The sequence below is a fragment of the Aeoliella sp. genome (assembly GCF_965227375.1).
Lineage (GTDB): Bacteria > Planctomycetota > Planctomycetia > Pirellulales > Lacipirellulaceae > Aeoliella.
Map to the genome: position 1 here is coordinate 1,853,477 of NZ_CBDDFX010000002.1, position 21,258 is coordinate 1,874,734.

The following is a 21,258-nucleotide window of genomic DNA, read 5'->3' on the forward strand; positions in this document are numbered from 1 at the left end:
TGATTGGATAGTACATCAATAGTGAGTAGCATAGGACGTCGACCGAATGGGTTACGAGTTCCATATTACACGCGCCGAAAACTGGTTTGAGAGTTCTGATACTCCCATTACGCTGAATGAGTGGAGAGATTACCTTGCAAGTGATGATGAGTTCCGCGTCGACAACTACGCGGAAGCGACCACGCCCCAAGGTCAGACTATTCGGATTGAACGCGAAGGAATTCCAGTATGGACAGTATACTCCAAGCACATCGAAGGCAAGGTAATGTCTTGGTTCTATTACTCCCGGGGATGTGTTGTCTGCAAAAACGCCGATGAGGAAGTCCGCGGAAAGATGAAGAGAGTCGCCCAGTATTTTGGTGCTAGAGTTGTAGGCGATGAGGGAGCACAGCAAGCAACCACCGCCGGGGTCGACGATAGAAGTGGTGGAAAACGCCGAGGGCGCCACGTATCGGCTGCAGCCACCTTGCGAGTGGATTGATCGAATCAACACTTCGGTTAGCTTGGCAATTTGTCTAGGCGTGTGGCTCCTTGTGTTTCTCGTGGGCGTGCTCGCCCTGTTGGGGGGACTGACCGGAGGGGGCAGCGGTGTTGGAGTCGCCTTGCTGCTGTTAGTCGTCTGGAGCATCGCAGGTGCGCTGCTGTTTTACTTTGTTGCGCGAAGGTTTCGTCTCGCGGAACCGGAGACTCTTGTACTCGCGAGAAGAAAGTTGCTGTACGATTCGGGTTCGTTGCCGATGTGCCATTCAGCAGCGAAGCAGGCGTTCTACTACGGCAATCCCAATGAAGTGTTTTTTCGTAGCTGGGGGAAGCGAGTGCGAATCGAGATCGAAAAGGGTGAGCTTGGAGTCATGTCTCTCGAGCGCGACAATATGCAACAGCATTTGACGATCCAACGCGGTGACCAACGCATCGAAATCGGCCCGTTCCTTCGCTGGGCGGAGCGAGAATGGCTGGCCGAGCAAATCCAAGCATGGCAGAGCGAGGTCTCGCCTGGCGTTTCTCGAATTCAGTTTGGACAAGGGGATTAATGCGATGGGGGAGACGAACACACAACCGCCAGCTGGGTCGACCATCGAAGTTGTTGAGGACTTCGATGGAGCGACCTATCGTTTGAAGGCACCGCATTCAGGGTTCATACGATACCTTGGTGCATTCTTTTTTTGCGTTTGGCTAGTTGGCTGGGCCACTGGCCTGGTGTCCGTGGTGGGTCAACTGCTCAAGGGCCCTCCGAACGGGGATCAATTGTTCATGGTTGTCTGGCTCGCGTTTTGGACGGCAGGTGGTGCGTTCGCGTGTTACATGCTGTATCGCCTATTCGGTCCTTGCCAGCCGGAGGTGGTTGTCCTGGGCCGCGAGAGCTTCTTCTACGATTCGGGCGTTCTTACAATGGACAACAGGCTGATCTTTCACGCGTTGCAGCACGGCGATGCCAAGGCGATCATGGGTCGTTTGCATGGCAAGCGAACTCGCATCGAGCTCGACAAGCAGGAAGTCGGCCCCGTGACACTCGAACGAGTCGGCAGTCGCCAGCGACTGCGATTCGACCACGGCGCCGACCGTATCGAAATCGGTCTATTCCTCCGCGAGCCCGAGCGAGAGTGGCTCGCCGCCGAGATTCAGGCGTGGCAGAAAACGTAGCGAGGAAACGGTTCCCCCTGTTTCCTCCGTAGGTTGCCAGTTTTTTCTCGCACGATTTCTCCAAAAAGCGTGCGTCGCTCGGCGGTGCCCCTTATGTTGCTGGTAGCGGTCGAGGGCGGGGTTTCGTGCTGGCACGCGGAGTCTGGACGGCAACACCGACAGAAGAGGTGGTAGATCCATGGCAGAAATCGCTCTGGTGGCGAATCGGCGGTCTGTGGTACCTTGCCTCGCGTCGAAAGGATGCTCGACCGATGCTAGCAGCGTGCTTGGCGTCGCCCCGATTTTTCCCTCCGCGAATTTGGAGTGCAGCATGGAAGCTCGCACGAAGTCGTTGGCCGCGCTGCCGGTTGTCTTCCCCTTCTTGGTGTTGGGTCTGTTGGTTTCGGCCGCCGAAGCCGCTCGTTATCAAACCACCAACTTCGTGGTGAACGCCCCCACGCCGGAGCTTGCCAAAGAGATCGGCGAGATGGCCGAACACTGGCGAAACGTGCTTTCCAAGGAGTGGATCGGCAAAGAGATGCCTCCCTGGTCGCGCCCCTGCCCCATCAAGGCGGAAGTCGCGCCCCGCATGGGCGCTGGCGGAGTGACGACGTTCGTGTTCGACCGCGGCGAAGTGTTCGACTGGAACATGACCATCACCGGCTCCCGCGAGCGAGTGCTCGACTCGGTGCTGCCGCACGAAATAACGCATACGATCTTTGCCTGCCATTTCCGCCAACCCCTGCCCCGCTGGGCCGATGAAGGTGCGTGCACCACGGTGGAACACGAGAGCGAAATCTCCAAGCAAGAGAATCTGCTGATCCGCTTTCTGAAGACCGGCAAAGGCATTCCGTTTGGCCAGATGTTCGCCATGAAGGAATACCCCCGCGACGTGCTGCCGCTGTACGCTCAGGGGCACTCGCTCACGCGATACCTGATCGGCAAGCGCGGCAAGGCGGCGTTCCTCGAATTCCTGGCCGACGGCATGGCCGATGAGAATTGGCCGCGGGCGGTGAAGGATCATTACGGGCAAGACAGCCTGTTCGCACTGCAGAATGAGTGGCTCGACTGGGTGAAGCAAGGCCGCCCCGTCTTGCCGGGCGAGTTGGAAACGGGCCAGACGATGCTCGCCAGCAACGAATCGCCCGCCGCCAGTCCCGCGCCGCGCAACCCGGCCCCCGCGGCATCGACCAACTACGAATCGGCCTACTCGAAAGTCGCCCGCCAGAACAACGCCGCGGTAGTGCGTCGTCCCGAGAGCGACGACCGATTGTTGATGGACGCTCCTCCTGCGGGTCGCGAGAAGACCTTCTGGCGCTAGCGCGTACGGCTCACGCTACCAGCAGCATCCGCGCGACGTGGTAGAACACCGGCGCGGCGAAGCAGATGGCGTCGATGCGATCGAGCACGCCGCCGTGGCCTTCGACTAGCGTACCGAAATCTTTCACGCCGCGATCGCGCTTGATGGCCGACATGGTCATCGATCCGGCGAAGCCCATCACCGCGATGAGCATGCTCACCAGCGCGGTATGCCATAGTTCGCGGAACGGCTCAAACGCCAGGTGGTAGGTCATGCCGACCAGCGCCGCGCTGGCCGCGCCGCCCAGCATGCCTTCCCAGGTCTTGGTGCCATTGATGTTGGGCGAGATCACGTTGCGACCATACAGGCGGTCCCAGGCGAAGTACAGCGCCTCGCTCATCAGCGACATGAACACCAGGAAGAACAACAGTCGCGACCGATCGGCATACTCGCCGTATGGCAGGTCGAGGATCGCCGGCGCGTAGCCCAGGCAGTAGACGCACACCAGCAGCCCGGATTGGATCTTGGCCACGCGCTCGAGGAACCGTTTGGTGTCGCCCGCGATGGCGATCCGCAGTGGGATGAACAGGAAGCCGTAGACCGGAATCAGAATGCTGTAGATGTCGTACAGACCGTAGCCCACCAGCACGTAGTGCAGCGGAGTGAACAGGAAGAACACCCAGAACAGCGCGCGATGGTCGCCGTGCCGAGTGGGCGTGAGCGTGATGAACTCGCGAAGCGCCCAAAAACTGATCAGCCCGAACAGCAAGATCGTCAGGCCGCGGTTCAGAAACGCCACCGACAGCAAACAGCAAATGATCCACCACGCCCGCAGCCGCCCGTTGAAGGCGTTCACCGCCGCGGGGTTGAGTCCCAACTGAGGTTGCCGCGCAAGCAACTGTCCAACGACCGTCGCCACGCTCAATAGCGCGACGATGGTGCCGGCGAGGGCCCAGTTGAGTTGAATGGGGGTCATGTGGGGAGGGGCTGGGGACTTGGGGCTAGGGACTGGGTTAGCGTTCGCGTTCGCGGAGTTTCAGTACGGCCGTTCTGGCGCGTTCGAGGAATTCGTTCTTCGTCTCACCTGCTTCGAGCCACAACGGCGGGCCGAACGTGATGCTCGACAGCAGCGGTACTGGCAGGAATTCGCCGCGCGGCAGGATGCGATTCATATTGTCGATGTAAACGGGAATCAATTCCAGGTCGGGTCGCTTCTTGGCCAAGTAGTATAATCCGCTCTTGAAGTCTCCCACCGACTCGCCGCTGGAACGGCCCCCTTCGGGAAAGATGATCACCGAGTAGGTTTGTCCGATTTCGCGGATCATGATGTCCACTGGGCTCTGGTGGACTTTGATCTCCTTACGGTCGATCAACATCGCGTTGTACACCTTGGCGATGTACGGCCGGATCCAACCACGGCTCCAATAGTCCTTGGCAGCCGCCGGGCGGGTGAGCTTGCGCACGTTGTGCGGAAGCGCCGACCACACCAGCACCACGTCGAGGTGGCTCGTGTGGTTTGCGAAGTACACCCGCTGGCACGTGTCGGGCTGACTATCCACCCATCTCACGCTGGCGCCGCTGAGCAAGCGGGCGGTCGTCGTGAGGATGGTTTCGGTAATCATGCCGGGCGAATGCAAAAGGTCGTAGGCGGGCGGGCTCCGTGGTGGTCCTTCCATTATGCTCACGCCGGGCGGGCACTGCGAGTGGCAGAAATGGACTGTCCCAAGCCGCTCAAACCATGGCCGGTTCGGTCGATTCTGACTCACGAGCCGCCCTGGCCCGTGCGATCCGGCGACCCATCTTCCGCTGCCACAGGCTCTCGAGCAGGTCTTCGTAACCGCCGACCATCACGTCCAGCGACCACCGCTCGCACACCAACTGCCGGGCGTACTCGCCCAAGTTGCCGCGCAGGAGGGGATCGCTCAGAAGCTGCACCACGCGGCTGGTCATCTGGTCGACGTCGCCTGCGGGCACCAGGAAACCGGTCTCACCATCGAGTACCGACTCGCCCACCGAACCAACGTCGGTCGCCACGGTCGGCGTGGCGGTGCTCATCGCTTCGAGGATCGAAACAGGGTTTGCCTCGTTGTGCGAAGCCAGCACGTTCACGTCCGCCACGTTCAGTAGATCGGGAATGTCGCTGCGCGTGCCCAGGAAGTGCACGTAAGGAGCAATCTCGAGTTCGGCCGCCAGTTGCTCGAGCCTCGCCCGCTGCGGGCCATCGCCAACGACCAGGAAGTGCGCGTCGTGCAGATCACGCCGCACTCGGCGGGCAACTTCGAGGAACATCTCGTGATTCTTTTCTGGCCGCAATGCCGCGACGATCGCTGCCACGGGCGACACTGGGCCAATGCCGAGTTGCTCGCGGAGCAAATCAACCTCCGCGCCCGGCGCGAACCGATCGGTGTCGACGCCGTTAGGGATCACGACCACTTTGTGGGACGGGAATCGCTCGTGCTCCACCAGGTACTCGCCATGCGGTCGGGCCACTGCGATGAACGCGTCGGTGATAGGCGTGAGCATGCGATTGAGCCGCCCGACGCCGTCGGGCCAGCCAGTGCTGTGCAGCGCCGAACAAACAACCGGCACGCCGGCAGTGCGCGCGGCCAGCCGCCCCCAGAACATCTTGTCGCCGGCGCCCACGGTCACCACCGCGTCGATGCGTCGCTCGCGGAACAACCGGCGCAAACACGGAAGCACCGCGATGTCGAATTTGTGCCGGATCAACTCGGAGTGGACGGGAATCTCGCCCGCTAACTCTTCGCCCAGCGGCCCGCGCTCCTTCAAGCAGACAAGTTCGGGCTCGATGCGCGTGCGATCGAGTCGCCGCACGAGGTTCACCAGTAGCGTCTCGGCGCCGCCGACCGGCATTGAGGTCACCAGGAACATCACGCGCAGCGGCTCGGTTTTGGGGGAGAGCTTAGCGGCCATCGATCGGGTATCCTTCGCCTGCCAGGGTTGGTTTGAGTCCAGGAATCCACCGCCCGACGCGCTCGCGGACCAGCGTGACGATCTCGGTTCGTTCTCCCGTGGTAAAAATCCACGGCGTGGCCACCGCCGCCAGTGCAATCAGCCCGCCCCACGCTAGCGCCGTAGGCAATCCTTGCGAGAGCCCCAGCGGCGTGGCGACCAAGAGTAAGCTGCCACGGTCGAGTTGCATTTCGAGTCGTCGGTTCACCAGCAACTGCGCCACCAGGGCCAGCATGGTCGCCAACGCGGTGGCCATCACCGCACCTTGCAGCCCGTAGCGCGGCAACAGCAGCAGATTCAGCACCACGTTGCCCACCAAACCGATTGCCAGCGGCAGCGTTGCGTGACGTGTTTTCTCGGCGCACCACACGTAGGTTTGCGATACCAACAGCATGCTGAACCACACGCAAGAGGCCAGCGCCCACGGCAGCACCGCGAGGCCCTCGCTGTATTTGCCTTCGAATGCGACGCGGAACAACACCGGCGAGAACATCAGCACGCCGATACCGGCGGCGAACATTCCCAGGAAGCCGAGCTTCAGCGTCAGGTTCAAGCGTCGCGACACGCTCTGGCGATCGCCCACTTCCCAATCGTGACTCAAGTGCGGTGTCATCGCGCCTACTAGCAGGTTGGCCACCGATATCAAGATCACCGGCACCAACATGCTCGTGTGGTAATGTCCCACCAGGGCCATCGACTGCTCGGCCGGCAAGCCGCTGTAGTGCACCAGCATGTAGCGGTCGATCACTGAGAACAAGTTCGCCAACAGATTGGTCGCCCACACCCATACGGCGAATTGCAACAGCGGTGGCCAGAACTCGCGATGAGGTTCGGCTGCCGCGGCGGCCGCGTCCGACCAATGTCGCCGCTGCGACCACACTAGCACGCCGATGGCCGACGCCAGGCACGCGGTGCCGTAGCCGACGATCACGCTCCAGGAGTCACAACGCCAGGTGCAGAGCAGCGTAAGCGAGATCGCCGCGAACAGCATACTTTGGGCGAACTGCATCGCCGACACCACGCGGAACACGCGCAAGCCGGCGAACACCGCTTCGAGGAAGTGATGCAGGATCACTGCCACCAGCACGCACGCGACCAGGAGCAACAGCCACTGCTCCGACGAATCGCCGAAAACCAGGTAGGCGAACGGACGGCGTCCGATGGCCAACACGGCGAATGCCACTAGCGTGCACGAGGCGGTCCACAATGACGTGCGCCGCAGGAAAGTCTTCAGTTGTCCCCGCCGACGGAATCGCTCTAGGTAGCGGCCGAACGAGCCGGGCAGTCCCAGCACCGCCAATGGGGCGGCCAGCATCAGGAATCCTAGGGCCATGTCCCAATGTCCCAGCGAATCGGGATCGAGCCACCGGCAAAACAGCACGCCCCGGCCGAAGCCGATGCTCCGCTGCACCAGGTTTACTATCAGCAGCACCATCACGCTGGCGAGCAGTGTGTCGGGGCGGACCGGCGATTGCTGCTTCGTGGAGGGATTAGTCATCGACTCAACTCCACCTCGGCGGCCAAAGCGTCGTAGACCGAGCGCTCCGCATCCGGCAGTTCCGGATCGAACGAAGGAGTTCGAATTTGCTTTACGCCGTCGACGCTCAGCCAATGGCGGAACCGCAGAAAGTCGGGGTCGCCGTGGAATCGCTCCAAGTGGAATGGATCCCCGCCCGGGAAGTTGTAGCCCCCGTACGCCGAGCACACGCCGGCGAACCCGGCTTCCTGTGCGACGCTAAATCCCTCAGGTGAGAGGTTCCTCGGCTGCCCATAAGGGAAGGCGAAGTACCGCACCTGCTGGCCAGTGATGTCTTCGAGGTCTTGCTTGGAGCCGACGATTTCGTCCACAAGTTGAGAGTGGTCCAGCTTCGCCAAATCGGCATGCGTGCGCGTGTGCGCCCCGATTTCCACGCCCTGCTGGGCGAGTTCGCGGATGTCGCCCACCGTGTTCGGCGCGAGCGGCACACCTAGCTGCCGGTCGTGCGGGAACGGCTCGCCGCTGTGAATGTTGTCGGACGTGACAAAGTAAGTGAACGGCAGGTTGCGGCGCACTAAGAGCGGCATCGCGAAGTGCATGTTGTCGGCGTAGCCATCGTCGAACGTGATGGCGACCGTGGGTTTGCGGTTCTTGCCGCCGAGGATCCGCCGCTGCGCTTCGGTGAGCGAAACCACGTCGAAGCGATCAACCAGGTAGTCGATTTGCTCCTCAAAGGCGCGCGAGCCGATGGTCCACGGGTTGTCGTGATCGTCAGCCACGCGGTGGTAAAACAGGATCTGCACCGGTTCGTTGCTGCTAGCACGGCGCAAGCGGTCCATCGCCAGCCGCCACGGTGTCGTGGCGTGATAATAAGTGCTAAGCAGCAGTCGCCGGGCGAGATTCATGAGTCCTTCAGGTGCTTTCGTCAGTGCGTGGTGGGAGTCGGCGAGACCAGCGGTCGTAGTCCCGCCTTGAGCGCCCCGGCCATCGACTCGGCCAGGTCGGCGGTCTGCGCGAGCCAGTTGGACGAGTGCGACCGCGCGAGCACACGCAACCGATAAGTCGCGTGCGGCTTCGCTCGCCAGTGAGCTTTATACGGTTCGTCGCCCCGCAGCAGGTCGAACTTGGTGTGGCCAGCGTCGATCGCTTGTTTCACGGCCGAAATGCAGGACAACCGGCCCGGGTTCTGATCGACTCGCTCGGGATCGAAGCCCGCCTGATAGGCGTAGGTGGCCGTGGGGCCGGCGAAGTGGTATTCCACGGCCAGCGGCGCGCCGTCCATTTCGATCCAGCCAAGTCGCAGTTGGTCGTTGACCAACAGTTTGCGAGCCACGGCCGCGTGGAACGCACTAAACCTGGGCGAGGCAAAGCACCCCGGCTCGCCCAGGCTGTTCCGCCGGCGTTGATGCAGGTCGACGAACATTGGCCAAGCGGTGTCGAGTTCCGATTCGGAGGTCACGGTGTGCCACGTGGCCGCGCCGGATTCCAGCACGCGGTCGCCAGTGCGTCGCAGCTGCTTGCGGTGCGACTTGGACTGCATGGCCAGGAACTCGTCCCAACTGCTTGGCAAATCGATCGCCCAGCATTGCCCTTCTGGACGGCTCATGTGCCGGCAGCCGCGCGACTGCAGTTCAGTAGCGAACAGCTCCATCATCGAGTCGTCAGCGTCGAGGGCGTCCAGTTCCAGCCGATTCCAATTGTCCGCCTCAGCAAGATGCGCGGCCAAGTGCTTGGCGACGCGCCGCTCGGCGTCAGGCTCGCACAGCACGCCGAGGTGGTCGCTGCACACCTCGCCACTGCTAAGCCAACGCATCACGGTGCCCCGCGCGCGGGTCGATTCAGCGTACCACGGCGCGATGGCTATTACTTGCGAATCGGTAGGGCGGCTGGTGTCGCGCACCACAACCACCGCAAGCCGCTCGCGCTGCGACCGCTGGTAGTACTGCCACCAAGTGGTGAGCCAATCGAACGAGCGAAACACCACCCCGCCGTCCAACCGCTCCCACGCGGCGCGCAGTGAGTGGAGGTCGTCGAGGCGGTCGATGGTTTGTACTTGAAGGTTCACTGCGAAGAATCCGGATGCGGGGCGTACACGGCAAGGTCTATAGCCGGTAGAGAAGTTTGCCTTAGCCACAGGGTGTTTCAACTCGCACCGCCCGGGTTTCCGGATGCGCCAAATACTCGGCCGCGCCGCGTGTGGCGAAAACACCACACGTTGATCGATCGCCACAGCCATCGCAGGCGTGCAGAATGCACGCTTTGGCAAATTGCGGCCATTTTCGCCCTGTTCTATCGGGTTTCGCTCCATTCGCGGTTCATGGCACGGTGATTGCCATTGATAACGCTGCGTCCTCTTCACGACTGCCCTGCCCCGCAGAGAAATCACCATGCAACGCCCCGCCGTCCAAGGTCTTTCGCCCCGAGAGCTGTTCGAACTCGTCACCCGCCATCGCCGTGTATGGATCGCGTCGATGCTCGCGGCCGCCGTGCTCGCTGGCTGCTACGCGCTGGTCATGCCGCGCAAATGGAAGGCGACCCAAGGCCTGTTGGTACGTCCCGAAGCCGCCAGCCTCGCGGGCGGACGGCTTGGTAAGTTCTCCGACCTTTCGGAAATGAAAACCTTGCAGGAAACGTTGCTAGAATTGGCTCGCAGTAAGACCGTGGTGACCGCCACGCTGGAAAAGGTCGGCCCCGAGAGTTCGTGGTTCGGCAAAGGCCAATGGCCCACCGCACAGGACGTGGCCGACTTCCGCGACGCAATGGTCATGACCCCGCCCGGCGGCGCCGAGTTCGGCAAGACCGAGGTGTTCTACCTGGGCGTGTTGGATAAGGACCCCCAGCGTGCTGCGGCACTCACGACCAGCCTGGCCGAAGCACTGGAGACACGCACCAAGGAAATTCGCGAGAACCAGGCCGACAGCATGATTGCGGAGTTGGAAGAAGGTGCCGACCAGGCAGAGCGCGATCTGGAAACGAAGATCGCCGAGCTCTCGAAGTTCGAGGTCAGCATCGGCGCCGATCTGGTCGACTTGCGTAACTTGATCAACCCGATCGGCGGGGCGAGCGAATCGTCGCAGAATAATATTGCCATTATGGCCGAGATCCGAGCGAACGAAGCCGAGCGTAGCCGCAGCGAGAAGCTGCTGACCGTGCTTCGCGACGCTCAAAGCGATCCCGCGAAACTGGTTGCCACGCCGGCCTCGTTGCTTACGTCGCAGCCAGCGGTGGATCGATTGAAGCAAGGACTTGTTGATGCCCAATTGAAGACCGCCCGCTTGCTCGGCAAGCTGGCCCCCGAGCACCCGTTCGTGATCGCCGCCAAAGAAGCGGAATCGCAGGTTCGCCAACAATTGCATAGCGAATTGGCCTCCGCCATCCGTGGTTTGGAGATCGAATTGGAACTCGGACAACAACGGGCAGAGACCTTGCAATCGCGATTGAACAACAACCACCAGTCGCAGAAGAACCTGGCCCAGCACCGCGCGGCGTACGCCAAGTTGGTAGCGGCTGTCGACAACCAGACCGCGTTGGTCGATGCCGCTCGAACTCGTTTGGCCGACGCCGAAGTGCAGTTGGCCGGTGCCCAGAGTGCGAGTGTGCTGTCGCGCATCGACGACGTGGAAAGCGGCCTGAAGCCGGTTGGTCCCGGCCGTTCGACCGTTGTCGCCGCGGGTGGCTTGTTTGGTTTGCTCTTGGGGCTGGGGATTGTCTTCCTGAAGCATGGTCCGAAGTCGCAGACGGAAGCCGAACTTGATGCGGTTCCGCAGGAAACTCCCGCAGCCCAGCCTTCGGTGCGAAACGAGAGTTTTGGCTACGCCCGACCGGCATCGACGCTCGCGGGCGCCATCGCCACGGGATTCGACGCCCGCCAGCGAGTTGGCGTGCGGTAACGGGCAAAAGCCGCCCCGCGCGACCGCCGTTTGTGAGCTACGCTTGAAAGATCGGTCTCGGCCGATTTTTCACCGGCTCAGCCGCCGCTTTTCTCCTCTTGAACCAGTCATGCCCGTCGTACTGCTCGTCGCCGCCGCCGTGCTCCTGGTGTGGAGTGTTATAGTGTTCCGTTGGCTTTCGCCAGTGGGCGTGGCGGTGGCGACTGTAGCAGTTGGATACGTCTTCGGCCACGAATTCTGGAACCTGCACCTCGGTCCGTTGCCGCTGACGATCGATCGCTTGCTGCTAGTGCTGCTAGTGGCGGTAGTTGCGATTCGCGCCTGGCAAGGGCGGATCACCTGGCAGGGACCGCTACCGGTCGACTGGGCGATCATTGCCCTGCTAGGCTGGCTCACGGTGAGCTGCATCGCCAGCAACATGGGCTCCGGCGTCGAACTGCCCACCTCGCCCTACTTCCGACTACTGTTCGCCTTCTGGCTGCCCGCGATGCTGTACCTGTGCGTGCGCCTCACTCCGCTGTCGACGCGTACGACGACCGTGGTGCTCGCGACGCTGGCCGCGCTGGGAACGTACCTGGCGCTGACTGCTTGTGCCGAACTTGTCGGCGCCTGGTGGGCCGTGTTCCCCAAGTACATTACCGACCCCGAACTCGGCACTCACTTCGGCCGCGCTCGCGGGCCGGCGCTCAACTCGGTAAGCCTTGGCAACTACTTAGCCATATCGATGTGGGCTGCCTGGACGTTGCGACCGCGCGTCTCGCGTGGTTGGCAACTCGCGCTGCTTGCGGCGATGGGCCTGATGGTCGTGGCGATCTTGTTCACGTTCACGCGTAGCGTGTGGATCGGCCTCGCGCTGAGTGGCTTTGTGATGTTAGTGGCTATGGCGCCGCGGCGTCTTCGCCTGCCAGTGGCGTTCGGCACCATGGCCGTTGGCGCGGTGGCCGCCGTGGCCGCGTGGTCGTTGGTGTTGAACCTCAACCGCGAGGACTCTGGGCAGGTTTCGCAGCACTCGGTACAGCAGCGTACCGCGTTCGCATACGTGTCGTACCACATGATTTGCGATCACCCGCTCACCGGCGTAGGCTTCGGGCGTTTCTATGATCAGAAGCTCCCCTATCTGGCCGATCGTTCACAGTCGTTCGAACTCGAGTCAATTCGCGGCCTACATCACCACAACACGTTCCTCGGCCTGTGGACCGAAACCGGCTTGGTGGGCATCGTGGCGTTCGTCGCGATGCTTTGCGGCTGGATCGCCATCGGCGCGCGCATGGCGTTGGGAGAAGGTCACTCGATTGCCACGCAGCAGATGGGCCGATTGCTGCTGGCGGTGGTGGCCGTGTACTTGCCTTCGGCTATGTTCCACGACCTGAGCCTCATCTTCCAGGACCAGGTGCTGCTGTTCCTGGTGGCCGGACTGTGCGTTGCAACGGCCGAACAAGTCACCAGTCGCGCAACCGTGAAACAACCCACTGCGGTTGCTCCCCTGATTCCTACTCCTTCCCCTTTGCTACGCTCGTCATGAAACCATCGTCTGTTTCCCACGTCTCGCTGTTCGGAATGAAGATCGATCGCGTCACGCTCCGCGGGGCGACCGATCGCGTGATGGATTGGTGCCGCGACTCGCGCGGCGAGTCGTGCCGATACGTGGTGACGCCGAACGTCGATCACGCGGTGCAGCTATCGCACAACGTGCCACTGCAGTTGTCCTACGCCGGCGCGGCGATGGTGCTGGCCGACGGCGCGCCGATCGTCGGCGCTTCGCGACTGTTGGGACAAGCCCTGCCCGAACGCGTCGCCGGCAGCGATCTGGTGCCCAGCGTGTTGGCGGCTGCCGCCGATTCCGAGCGGCCGCTGCGGGTGTTTCTGCTAGGCGCTGGGCCCGGTGTGGCGGAGCGAGCTGCGGCGAACATTCACGAAAACTACGCGGGCGTCGAAATCGTCGGCACGCATTGTCCGCCGCTCGGCTTCGAGCACGACTCAGAAGCCAATCAGGCAGCCATCGATGCCGTGGCGGCTGCCAAGCCCGACTTGTTGGTCGTGGGGCTCGGCGCTCCGAAGCAGGAACTGTGGGTGGCCAAGCACCACGAGCAATTGGACGCCAAGGTGGCGCTCTGCGCCGGGGCCACCATCGATTTTCTGGCGGGCGAGAAGAAGCGTTCGCCGGTGTGGCTGCAGCGGTTGGGGCTCGAGTGGTTCCACCGCCTGGCCACCGAGCCGCGCCGTCTGTTGCGGCGTTACGCGACCGACGCGCTGGTGTTCCCGCAACTGGTGTGGCGCGAGTGGCGACGCGCGGGCAGCGTTTAGCAAACCTTTCGGCGGCGTCGGCGGCACTCTATACTCGGTCGGATGAACAGCCGGGTAATGATAGTGCTAGTGATCGACGGACTCCGCGCCAGATCGCTCGGCGCATATGGAAATACGTCGTACGAGACGCCCGCGCTCGACTATCTGGCCAGCGAGTCGCTCGTTTTTGACCGCGTGCTCGGAGAGTCGACCAATCTGAGCGACGTGTACGATGCGCTATGGTCCGCACGCCACGCGCTCTCTCCATTGGCAAGCCCAAGTCGTTCGCTGATAGACGAACTCACCGAGCAAGGTTACCTCTGCCACCTAGTTACCGACGACCCAAGCGTGGCCGAGCTGCCCCATTGCGAGGCATTTGAACACGTCACCCTGCTGGAACTAGAAGCCACCCAGCCCGCCGCTGAGGTGTTCGACACCGCGATGGGCCTGACGATTGAAGCGGCGGCCGACGTGTTGGGCGAGTGGTCGGCCGAGTACGAGCAGCCGCGGCTATTGTGGATTCACTTGCGCGGCATGACGGGCCCGTGGGATGCACCGACCGAGTTGGCCGAGAGCTTGCGCGACGAGGACGATCCCGAACTCGCTCCTTCCATCGAACCAGCCAAAGGCGAAATCGCCGCTGGCGACGCAGGCGCGGACGAAGCGTTCCTGGCCGGCTGCCGCTACGCGGTGCAAGTCATGGCGCTCGATCGCTCGTTGGGGGCGCTCGATGGTCTACTAGCGGAACTCTGGCCCGAACTGCCGGTGACATTGGTACTGGCTGGTGCGCGAGGGTATGCCCTCGGCGAGCATGGCCAACTCGGTATCACGGGACCGGCGTACCGCGAACTGTTCCACGTGCCGCTAATGGTCCGCAGTCCCGAGATCGCCCCGCTTCGTCGCCACGCGGGACTCGTGCAGACCTCCGACTTGTACCAGCTCGTTAGCCACCTTGCGAAGGGCCAAGCTCTGGAGCTAGTCGAGAGAACAGTAGCCGCTGGAGTCTCCGAATCATCCCGTTACGTCGAAACGGACGAATGGGCCTGGGTAACCACGGCCGGCGGCGAAGCTGCCGAACTGTATGTTCAACCCGACGACTTGTGGCAAGCGAATGACGTGGCGTCGCTCTGTCCCTCGGAACTGGAAGCATTCGCCGTGTTGAGCCAATCGATCGATGCAGTCATCGCCGAGGGCGAGGCGTGGCATCGGCTGGAGTTACCCGAGGTGGATCTGCACGCTCCGCCGGACAGTTGAGTGCTCTGTCTCTTCGTCCTCTCCTCTTTCTCGCTATTGAATACGTATGCTCAGCCCACTCTGGATTCTCTTGATCGGCGTCGCCGTGGTGCTGGTCACTATTCTGTGGCTACGGCTCAATGCGTTCTTGGGACTCATTGTTGCTGCGCTAGTGGTCAGCGTGCTTTCGTCGGGCGTGACTGCCAAGGCGGCGGAAGACGTCGCCACAGGATTTGGCGATACCGCTGGCGGCATTGGCATCGCGATCGCTTTGGCCGCGGTCATCGGCAGTCTGCTGGTCGCCAGCGGAGCGGCCGATCGCATCGTCGAGGCGTCGCTCAAGTTGTTTGGCGAGTCACGCGGCGCGGGGGCGATGGCCGCTAGCGGGTTTGTGCTGTCGGTGCCGGTGTTTTTCGACACGGTGTTCTATCTGCTGTTCCCGCTAGCCAAATCGATGTACCGCCGTACGGGGCGGAGCTATCTGCGGTACCTGCTGGCGATCGGCGCTGGCGGTGCGGTCACCCATACGATGGTGCCACCCACGCCCGGACCGCTGTTCATGGCTGATAAACTCGGTGTCGACGTTGGCCTGTTGATGTTGGTCGGCGGAGTGGTGTCGGTGCCGATGACGCTCACTGGGCTGGCGTTCGCCGCGTGGCGCGACCGCCGGATGACGCGGGAGATTGAGCTCGACGATATCGAACTTGCCAGCAGTGCCGAAGAGCGCAAGCGACCGAACCTGTTTCTGGCAGGGCTTCCCATCATGTTGCCGGTCGGCCTGATCGCCGCGCCGGAATTCCTGGAGCCCCAGGTGGGTGAGTTTCCAGCGTGGATGACCTTTTTGGCGAATCCCAACGTGGCACTTCTCTTGTCGGCGATTTCGGCCCTGTGTGTGTACTGGTGGGTGCAACGGCCCAATCGAAGTGAAGTGTCGGCGCTAATTGAACAAGCCGTCGTCAGTGCAGGCGGCATCGTTTTGATCACGGCAGCCGGCGGCGCCTTTGGAAAAACCCTGAGGGAAGCACAAGTCGGCGATGCCATCCAGGAGTTGTTTCAATCCGACTCGTCGTCGATGGGCTTCACCATGTTGTGGATCGCGTTCTTCATGACATCGCTCATCAAATGTGCGCAAGGGTCGACTACGGTTGCCATTACGACCGGCAGCGCGATGGTGGCTGCCATGCTCCAAGACGCCGAACTCAGCATTCATCCGGTGTACTTCTGCACGGCGATTGGCTCGGGCGCGATGATTACCAGTTGGCTGAACGATAGCGGCTTCTGGCTGTTCTGCCGCATGGGCCGCCTGACCGAAGAGGAAGGCCTCACCACCTGGGTGCCGCTGACCGCCCTGATGGGCGTGGCGGGCATGGCGACAACACTGGTGCTAGCAACGATTTGGCCCGGGGGATCTGTTGCCCAATGACGATATTGAGAATGAACGGGAGACTTGATCGCTAGCACGGAATCGCTCTGGTGCTATCTGTCGATCGTAAGTACACTCCGCCAGCCAAATTACAGCTTTTTGCTGTCGCCGACGTGGACAAGGATGTCCCGTGCTGATTGATAAGAAATGGAATTCGATGCCCCGCCGATGGTGGGCCAGCCTCTTGCTTGTGGCGATGACGTGCGCCCCAACGTCCCTGCTGGCTGCGCCGCCCGAGGCCGCGACTCCTACTATGCGCGTGCGTGTGGTGTGGGCCAGCGCGGCGCCGGTGCGATGGTCGGGGCGGCTTTCGGTTGCCGGAGGCGAACTGGCCGAAGTACAGTTGCTAGGCCGCGAACGTGACACGCCCGGTAGCATCTGGACCGAAGACGGCGAGGTCCTAGTGTTCCAGCCTCGCCCGCGCACTTTCGACGGATTGGACTGCACCGCCCGCGCTCCGCTCGACGCGACACTACGAATCGAGCTACGTGCCGAAGGCCAAGAGCAGTCGAATCTGGTGGAGATTCCGCTTGCCGAGTTGATGCGCGACACGCGGCGGAGCACTCTTTCCAGCGGTGCGAGCGAGTCGTCTACCACGCTGGTGGTCCATCGCTTGCAGGACGATGCACTGCGCGTCGACCTGGGACGAGACTCCTTGGTCTGCGATCCGGGCGAGACTCTGCGGATGCAGGTCACCCCGGCGATTGCCGATCTGGAGCCGGGCGGCGCGATCGACTTGTCGGCCGAGTTGTTTCGTGATCGCGGTGGTCAGCGTGAGTGGGAGCACACCACCCGGGTGGCCCTGCCGGTCGATGGCTACGCGAATGTGCCCGTCGAGATTCCGCTGCCAATGGTCGATGGGGTGTACTCCATCCGGCTCACCGCCAGCACTCCGCCGGGCAACAGCGTGCGGCTATGGAAGACACCTACCGGCACCCGTTTGGCGCAACGCACGTTTCAAGTGGTGGTGCTAGGCGAAACCACGAACGACCACTTTGCGGGCGGCACCTGGCGAACCACGGTAGAAATCGACCCGGCCAACCCCAAGTGGTACAGCCGGTTATCGGAATGGACGCGACTCGATCGACTCACAAACCTGGGCAACGGCCCGATGGGTAGCGAAGAGTCTCGCACCACGAACATGGCCGGGCGCACATTGGTGCAGCTTTCGGCCAGTCGGCCAAAGCGTCCCACGTGGCAAGCTTACCCGCTGCCCGCTGCCCAACCAGGCAAGCCGCACGTGGTGGAGGTTGAACTTCCTACCAGTCACGCCCAACAGCTGGCCATTCGCGTTTATGAGTACAACTCCGCGGGCAAGCTCGTGCCCAATGGAACCGGCGCCGGCGTAGTGGTCGACGATCAACTGGCCGGGCAGGATGGCTCTCCTACCGAGAACAGCCGCTACCTGTTTTGGCCACGCACCCGCACGCCCGTGGTGGTGATTGAAAACGTACGCCAGGACACCACCGGGCGGTACGGTCGCATCCGACTACGTGTCGCCGAGCGTGGCCAAGGCGATCCGCCCAGGCTGGAAGATCGAGGGCGCATGGTGGCCGCCTCGTTCGGATGGCAGTCGTTGATCGATCGCACCGCAGTGCGTGTGCCCAACGCCGATGGTCGCATGCCGGTGGACGACCTGCTGACGTTCTATCAAATGGCCGAACGCACCGCCGCCCTGCTTGAACTGTCGGGCTACAACGGTGCGGTCGTCGGCGTGATGAATGGCGGCAGCGCTGCGTTCGACCTGGGCAACGGTCAGTCGCTGCCGATCCTCAACACCAGTTGCCTGATGACTGGCACCGACCTGCCGGCTATCAATCCCACCGAGCTGATGGCTCGCATCTTCTCGCGACGAGGACTTCGCCTGACGCCATCGTTGCGACTGAACAGTAGCCTTCCTGCCATCGAAGCGAACCTCCGGCAGCAGAAATACAAAACGCTCGATGAGTACCCCATCTGGACCGATACGGCGGGGCGTCGACGCAGCGTGGTGCTGCCCGAGTTGGCAGTAGCACAACCCGATCACTACCGTTTGTCGCATCCCGACGTGGCGGCCGAGATCGAGTCGATCTTAGCGCGACTCACCCAGCAGTGCGCCGAGTACCCCGCGTTCGCAGGAGTGGCTCTCGACTTCTCGGCCGACAGCTACTTAGCGTCGCCCCCGGCGAGCTATGGACTCAGCCGAGCGCGTCTGGCCAAGCTCGCCAAAACCATTGAAGCGAGCCCCGAAACGCTCAAGCTCTGGTGCGGCGACCCGCGCGTGATGCTCGCGGACGCCGCGGCTCGCAAGGCTTGGATTGCTCAGCGAGCCGAGGAGTCAACCAGCGCGATCCAAAGGCTCAGTGACGTCGTCGCCATCGTGCCTGGGGAGGCCAAGCTCTGGATCGAGACAAGCCAGTTGTGCGAGATGCGCGAGCTGGACGTGCGGCCCACACTGGTCGGCGAGCGGCGACTCGAAGAGATCTACATGGAGCGATGTATCGATGTTGCCGCGCTGCGCGGAATGGCGAGTATCGAGTCGGCAACCGTGTGGCATCAAACCACCGGGCTGAAGTTGACCGATGCCGCCCGAGCGTTGGAGTTGAATGCTCAGGCGTCGAAGTCCTCCATTGATAAGCCGCATGGAGTGGTAGTTTGGCATCACACCGCGCCGGTAGCCGAACCGGAAGGTGCCGAGTTCGTTGCGGCACGCCACCCGACGACACCGATCGCATTCGATTTGCTCGGAGCCGGTGCTGGTCTGCCGCTGGCTGCTGTTACACAGCACGACGCAGGTGGTCCAGTGGTCGTGGGCGGCTCGGTTGGACCGGGAATGCTGGCCAGCGACGGGCGGCGGGCGATGCTCGAGTTGCTTGCCAGCTTGCCTGCCACAGGCGCACTAAGCGCGAAGTCCAAAGTGGAACTGCCGGTCGTTGCCCGCGTCTACCAGTCGCCCAGTCAGGCGGTGGCCATTGCGACGAACGATTCTCCTTGGCCGGTAACCGCGACGGTAACACTCGACGTGGGCCAGCGCACAACCGCCATGCCGATGAGCACCGATACCGAGAGCACTACACCCACCCTGTACTCCAAAGGCCCCCACGCCTGGAGCGTGAAGCTTGCCCCTTATGAATCTCGCGCATTGCGATTCGAAACCGACAGCGTCGAGGCAAGCAGCGTGCGGGTAGAACTCGATCCATCGGTCCAGCAGACGCTCGCCAAACGGTGCGAGGAACTGGAAAGTCGCGACTTGAAGCCGATCACGCTATCCACGTACAAAGAAATCGCCAACCCGTCGTTCGAAGAAGTCGACGCGGCGGGCGTGGCTATCGGTTGGCAGGGTGGCGACGGTGTTGCCACCGTCACTCCAGGTGTCGATGGCTCACGGGCGGCGGTCATCAAGAGCGACGGTCCCGCGACCAGCATCACCACCTTGAGCTTCCCTGTTCCGGGAACTGGACAAATAGCGGTCACCGCGCAAGTGAAGGTCGTCGAACTCTCGGATGACGCCCAGCTGAAGCTGATTGTGGAAGATTCCGGCAGGCACACTCCCGTCGCCTTGTCGGCCGCGCAGCTCAAGGAGCACAGCGCCGCCAAGGAGTGGAGCAAGTATCAATTCGGCGTGGAAGACTTGCCACTCGATTCAACAAGTGAGATGCGGATTCGAATTGAATTGACCGGTTCGGGTGAAGTATGGGTCGACGACCTGAAACTGCACGAGTTAGTCTATCCGCTGGACATCTATCGCGATGAGTCAAACCAAAAAGTGCTGGCCTTGGTGCAGCACGTGAAGAGTGCCCGTAAGGCGCTCGAGGCGCAGCAATACGCCGAATGCCTGAGCGTGCTCGATTCCTACTGGTCGCGGTTCGTGCTGGAGCACTTGCCGGTAATCCAGACGCCCGAGGCTGATGCGATCGCACCTGTCGAACCTAAACCCAAAGAGCCGGAAGCGACACCTCGGCTCAGCGATCGGGTGAAGGGGTGGTTCCGGTTCTAGCTGGCTCCTGCGTGTTCCATCACCGGAGCTGGCTCGTCCACCTCGGGATGCACACCGGCGTCGTCGGTTGCGTACCAGCGCTCAAGCACCTCGCGCCACGCGCCAGGCTGTTTCACAGTGCAGAAGTTCTGCCGCACTTCGTCCTGCTGGGGGTGGAGCTTCGAATACTTGATGGCGAACTTCCTCATGGTCGGCAAGCAGCGATCCGCGCCATAGGTCTCCTCGGCCAAACGATAATGCTCAGCAATCACGTCGCGCTGCTCAAACACACTCGGCGGATCGGGCAGAGCCTCGCCCTGCGCGAGCGCTCGCGCTTGAGCAAACACCCACGGGTTGCCAATCGCTCCGCGGGCGACGGTCACGCCGTCGACGCCGGTGTAGCGAATCATGTCCAAGCACGCCTGTGCGGTGAACAGGTCGCCGCTACCCAGCAGCACGCGCTCGCCGGCGTGGGCCTTGAGGTTGCGGAGGAAATCCCACCGCGACGGGCCGTCGTACCGCTGCATGACAGTCCGCCCGTGCACCGTGATAGCTGCCGCGCCGCGTGCGTAAGCGCCATCGAAGATGGCGAAGAACTGCTCGCGGCTCTCCGGCGTATCGTCAATGCCGCGCCGCATCTTTACGGTCACCGGAATCTCGTCGGGCACAGCTTCGCGGACTCGTTCGACGATCTCTAGCGCCACTTCGGGCTGGCTCAGGTGGAAACCGCCGCGGCAGCGACCCAGTACCTTCTTCACCGGGCAGCCGAAGTTGATGTCGATCACATCGAACCCAGCTTCTACCAGTCGCAACGCGGCGGGGCCAAATTGCTCGGGTTCCGCGCCCATCAGTTGGCCGCCAACAGGATGTTCCTCCTCGGCGATGTGCAGGAAATGGCTCGTCCGCTTCCGCTCTTTGAAGTTCACGAGAAACTGGTCGAGCATCACCTCGCAAATGGTATACGGCGCGCCCATGCGGCGGGCGATCACGCGCATCGGCGAGTCGCTGTAGCCGCTGAGAGCCGCCTGGACCACGGGAAAATCCAGTTCGATGGGGCCAATTCGGAGCGTGGGAAGTAAATCGGACATGGTTCTATTTTTTCGCACG

17 protein-coding genes are annotated in these 21,258 nt (G+C 62.3%); 10 read left to right on the top strand and 7 right to left on the bottom strand.

The window, feature by feature from the left end:
- The first annotated feature begins 46 nt into the window (after window positions 1–46).
- The 4 genes from ACQK2L_RS20375 (at window position 47) to ACQK2L_RS20390 (ending at window position 2,941) form a co-directional block, all read left to right on the top strand.
- On the top strand, window positions 47–481 hold the full coding sequence (locus ACQK2L_RS20375; RefSeq protein WP_425398886.1) for a hypothetical protein: 435 nt from the start codon (window positions 47–49) through the stop codon (window positions 479–481).
- Between the two features lie 22 nt (window positions 482–503).
- The gene (locus ACQK2L_RS20380) at window positions 504–1,031 is read left to right on the top strand and encodes a hypothetical protein (protein WP_425398887.1); all 528 of its coding nucleotides are present in this window, start codon (window positions 504–506) and stop codon (window positions 1,029–1,031) included.
- A gap of 220 nt (window positions 1,032–1,251) precedes the next feature.
- Window positions 1,252–1,641 carry a hypothetical protein gene (locus ACQK2L_RS20385; protein ID WP_425398888.1) on the top strand — a complete coding sequence of 130 codons (390 nt, stop codon included), beginning with the start codon at window positions 1,252–1,254 and terminating at the stop codon, window positions 1,639–1,641.
- A 310-nt stretch (window positions 1,642–1,951) separates the two neighbouring features.
- A complete protein-coding gene (locus ACQK2L_RS20390; RefSeq protein ID WP_425398889.1) occupies window positions 1,952–2,941 on the top strand; it encodes a hypothetical protein in 990 nt (329 codons plus the stop codon).
- A 10-nt stretch (window positions 2,942–2,951) separates the two neighbouring features.
- Here the strand turns inward: ACQK2L_RS20390 and ACQK2L_RS20395 are convergent, their stop codons facing one another.
- From ACQK2L_RS20395 to ACQK2L_RS20420, 6 genes are all read right to left on the bottom strand, one after another.
- On the bottom strand, window positions 2,952–3,896 hold the full coding sequence (locus ACQK2L_RS20395; protein WP_425398890.1) for a phosphatidate cytidylyltransferase: 945 nt from the start codon (window positions 3,894–3,896) through the stop codon (window positions 2,952–2,954).
- A 37-nt stretch (window positions 3,897–3,933) separates the two neighbouring features.
- Complete coding sequence (locus ACQK2L_RS20400; protein ID WP_425401109.1) at window positions 3,934–4,542, bottom strand: lysophospholipid acyltransferase family protein; 609 nt, start codon at window positions 4,540–4,542, stop codon at window positions 3,934–3,936.
- Between the two features lie 109 nt (window positions 4,543–4,651).
- Complete coding sequence (locus ACQK2L_RS20405) at window positions 4,652–5,851, bottom strand: glycosyltransferase (protein WP_425398891.1); 1,200 nt, start codon at window positions 5,849–5,851, stop codon at window positions 4,652–4,654.
- Window positions 5,841–7,388: a lipopolysaccharide biosynthesis protein gene (locus ACQK2L_RS20410; protein ID WP_425398892.1), complete on the bottom strand. Its 1,548-nt coding sequence runs from the start codon at window positions 7,386–7,388 to the stop codon at window positions 5,841–5,843. Before ACQK2L_RS20410 ends, ACQK2L_RS20405 begins: the two co-directional genes overlap by 11 nt.
- Window positions 7,385–8,272: a polysaccharide deacetylase family protein gene (locus ACQK2L_RS20415; RefSeq protein ID WP_425398893.1), complete on the bottom strand. Its 888-nt coding sequence runs from the start codon at window positions 8,270–8,272 to the stop codon at window positions 7,385–7,387. The genes ACQK2L_RS20410 and ACQK2L_RS20415 overlap by 4 nt, the downstream gene beginning before the upstream one ends.
- Window positions 8,273–8,292: 20 nt before the next feature.
- Window positions 8,293–9,432 carry a GNAT family N-acetyltransferase gene (locus ACQK2L_RS20420; RefSeq protein ID WP_425398894.1) on the bottom strand — a complete coding sequence of 380 codons (1,140 nt, stop codon included), beginning with the start codon at window positions 9,430–9,432 and terminating at the stop codon, window positions 8,293–8,295.
- Window positions 9,433–9,754: 322 nt separating this feature from the next.
- Here ACQK2L_RS20420 and ACQK2L_RS20425 point away from each other — a divergent pair, with 322 nt between their 5' ends.
- From ACQK2L_RS20425 to ACQK2L_RS20450, 6 genes are all read left to right on the top strand, one after another.
- A complete protein-coding gene (locus ACQK2L_RS20425; protein ID WP_425398895.1) occupies window positions 9,755–11,257 on the top strand; it encodes a GumC family protein in 1,503 nt (500 codons plus the stop codon).
- A 109-nt stretch (window positions 11,258–11,366) separates the two neighbouring features.
- On the top strand, window positions 11,367–12,779 hold the full coding sequence (locus ACQK2L_RS20430) for an O-antigen ligase family protein (protein WP_425398896.1): 1,413 nt from the start codon (window positions 11,367–11,369) through the stop codon (window positions 12,777–12,779).
- Window positions 12,776–13,561 (top strand): WecB/TagA/CpsF family glycosyltransferase, encoded by a 786-nt coding sequence (locus tag ACQK2L_RS20435; protein ID WP_425398897.1) that lies wholly within the window; start codon window positions 12,776–12,778, stop codon window positions 13,559–13,561. The genes ACQK2L_RS20430 and ACQK2L_RS20435 overlap by 4 nt, the downstream gene beginning before the upstream one ends.
- Window positions 13,562–13,603: 42 nt before the next feature.
- On the top strand, window positions 13,604–14,794 hold the full coding sequence (locus tag ACQK2L_RS20440; RefSeq protein ID WP_425398898.1) for a sulfatase-like hydrolase/transferase: 1,191 nt from the start codon (window positions 13,604–13,606) through the stop codon (window positions 14,792–14,794).
- Between the two features lie 46 nt (window positions 14,795–14,840).
- Window positions 14,841–16,196: a GntP family permease gene (locus tag ACQK2L_RS20445; RefSeq protein ID WP_425398899.1), complete on the top strand. Its 1,356-nt coding sequence runs from the start codon at window positions 14,841–14,843 to the stop codon at window positions 16,194–16,196.
- Window positions 16,197–16,353: 157 nt separating this feature from the next.
- Complete coding sequence (locus tag ACQK2L_RS20450) at window positions 16,354–20,172, top strand: hypothetical protein (protein ID WP_425398900.1); 3,819 nt, start codon at window positions 16,354–16,356, stop codon at window positions 20,170–20,172.
- Here the strand turns inward: ACQK2L_RS20450 and ACQK2L_RS20455 are convergent.
- Complete coding sequence (locus tag ACQK2L_RS20455) at window positions 20,169–21,239, bottom strand: tRNA dihydrouridine synthase (protein WP_425398901.1); 1,071 nt, start codon at window positions 21,237–21,239, stop codon at window positions 20,169–20,171. The two genes, ACQK2L_RS20450 and ACQK2L_RS20455, sit on opposite strands and share 4 nt — an antisense overlap.
- Window positions 21,240–21,258: the final 19 nt, after the last annotated feature.

Coding starts and splice junctions, on each gene's coding strand:
- ACQK2L_RS20375 (WP_425398886.1), top strand. CDS start 47: ATGGGTTACGAGTTCCATATTACACGCGCCGAAAACTGGTTTGAGAGT.
- ACQK2L_RS20385 (WP_425398888.1), top strand. CDS start 1,252: ATGGTTGTCTGGCTCGCGTTTTGGACGGCAGGTGGTGCGTTCGCGTGT.
- ACQK2L_RS20390 (WP_425398889.1), top strand. CDS start 1,952: ATGGAAGCTCGCACGAAGTCGTTGGCCGCGCTGCCGGTTGTCTTCCCC.
- ACQK2L_RS20395 (WP_425398890.1), bottom strand. CDS start 3,896: ATGACCCCCATTCAACTCAACTGGGCCCTCGCCGGCACCATCGTCGCG.
- ACQK2L_RS20400 (WP_425401109.1), bottom strand. CDS start 4,542: ATGATTACCGAAACCATCCTCACGACGACCGCCCGCTTGCTCAGCGGC.
- ACQK2L_RS20405 (WP_425398891.1), bottom strand. CDS start 5,851: ATGGCCGCTAAGCTCTCCCCCAAAACCGAGCCGCTGCGCGTGATGTTC.
- ACQK2L_RS20410 (WP_425398892.1), bottom strand. CDS start 7,388: ATGACTAATCCCTCCACGAAGCAGCAATCGCCGGTCCGCCCCGACACA.
- ACQK2L_RS20415 (WP_425398893.1), bottom strand. CDS start 8,272: ATGAATCTCGCCCGGCGACTGCTGCTTAGCACTTATTATCACGCCACG.
- ACQK2L_RS20425 (WP_425398895.1), top strand. CDS start 9,755: ATGCAACGCCCCGCCGTCCAAGGTCTTTCGCCCCGAGAGCTGTTCGAA.
- ACQK2L_RS20430 (WP_425398896.1), top strand. CDS start 11,367: ATGCCCGTCGTACTGCTCGTCGCCGCCGCCGTGCTCCTGGTGTGGAGT.
- ACQK2L_RS20435 (WP_425398897.1), top strand. CDS start 12,776: ATGAAACCATCGTCTGTTTCCCACGTCTCGCTGTTCGGAATGAAGATC.
- ACQK2L_RS20440 (WP_425398898.1), top strand. CDS start 13,604: ATGAACAGCCGGGTAATGATAGTGCTAGTGATCGACGGACTCCGCGCC.
- ACQK2L_RS20445 (WP_425398899.1), top strand. CDS start 14,841: ATGCTCAGCCCACTCTGGATTCTCTTGATCGGCGTCGCCGTGGTGCTG.
- ACQK2L_RS20450 (WP_425398900.1), top strand. CDS start 16,354: ATGCCCCGCCGATGGTGGGCCAGCCTCTTGCTTGTGGCGATGACGTGC.
- ACQK2L_RS20455 (WP_425398901.1), bottom strand. CDS start 21,239: ATGTCCGATTTACTTCCCACGCTCCGAATTGGCCCCATCGAACTGGAT.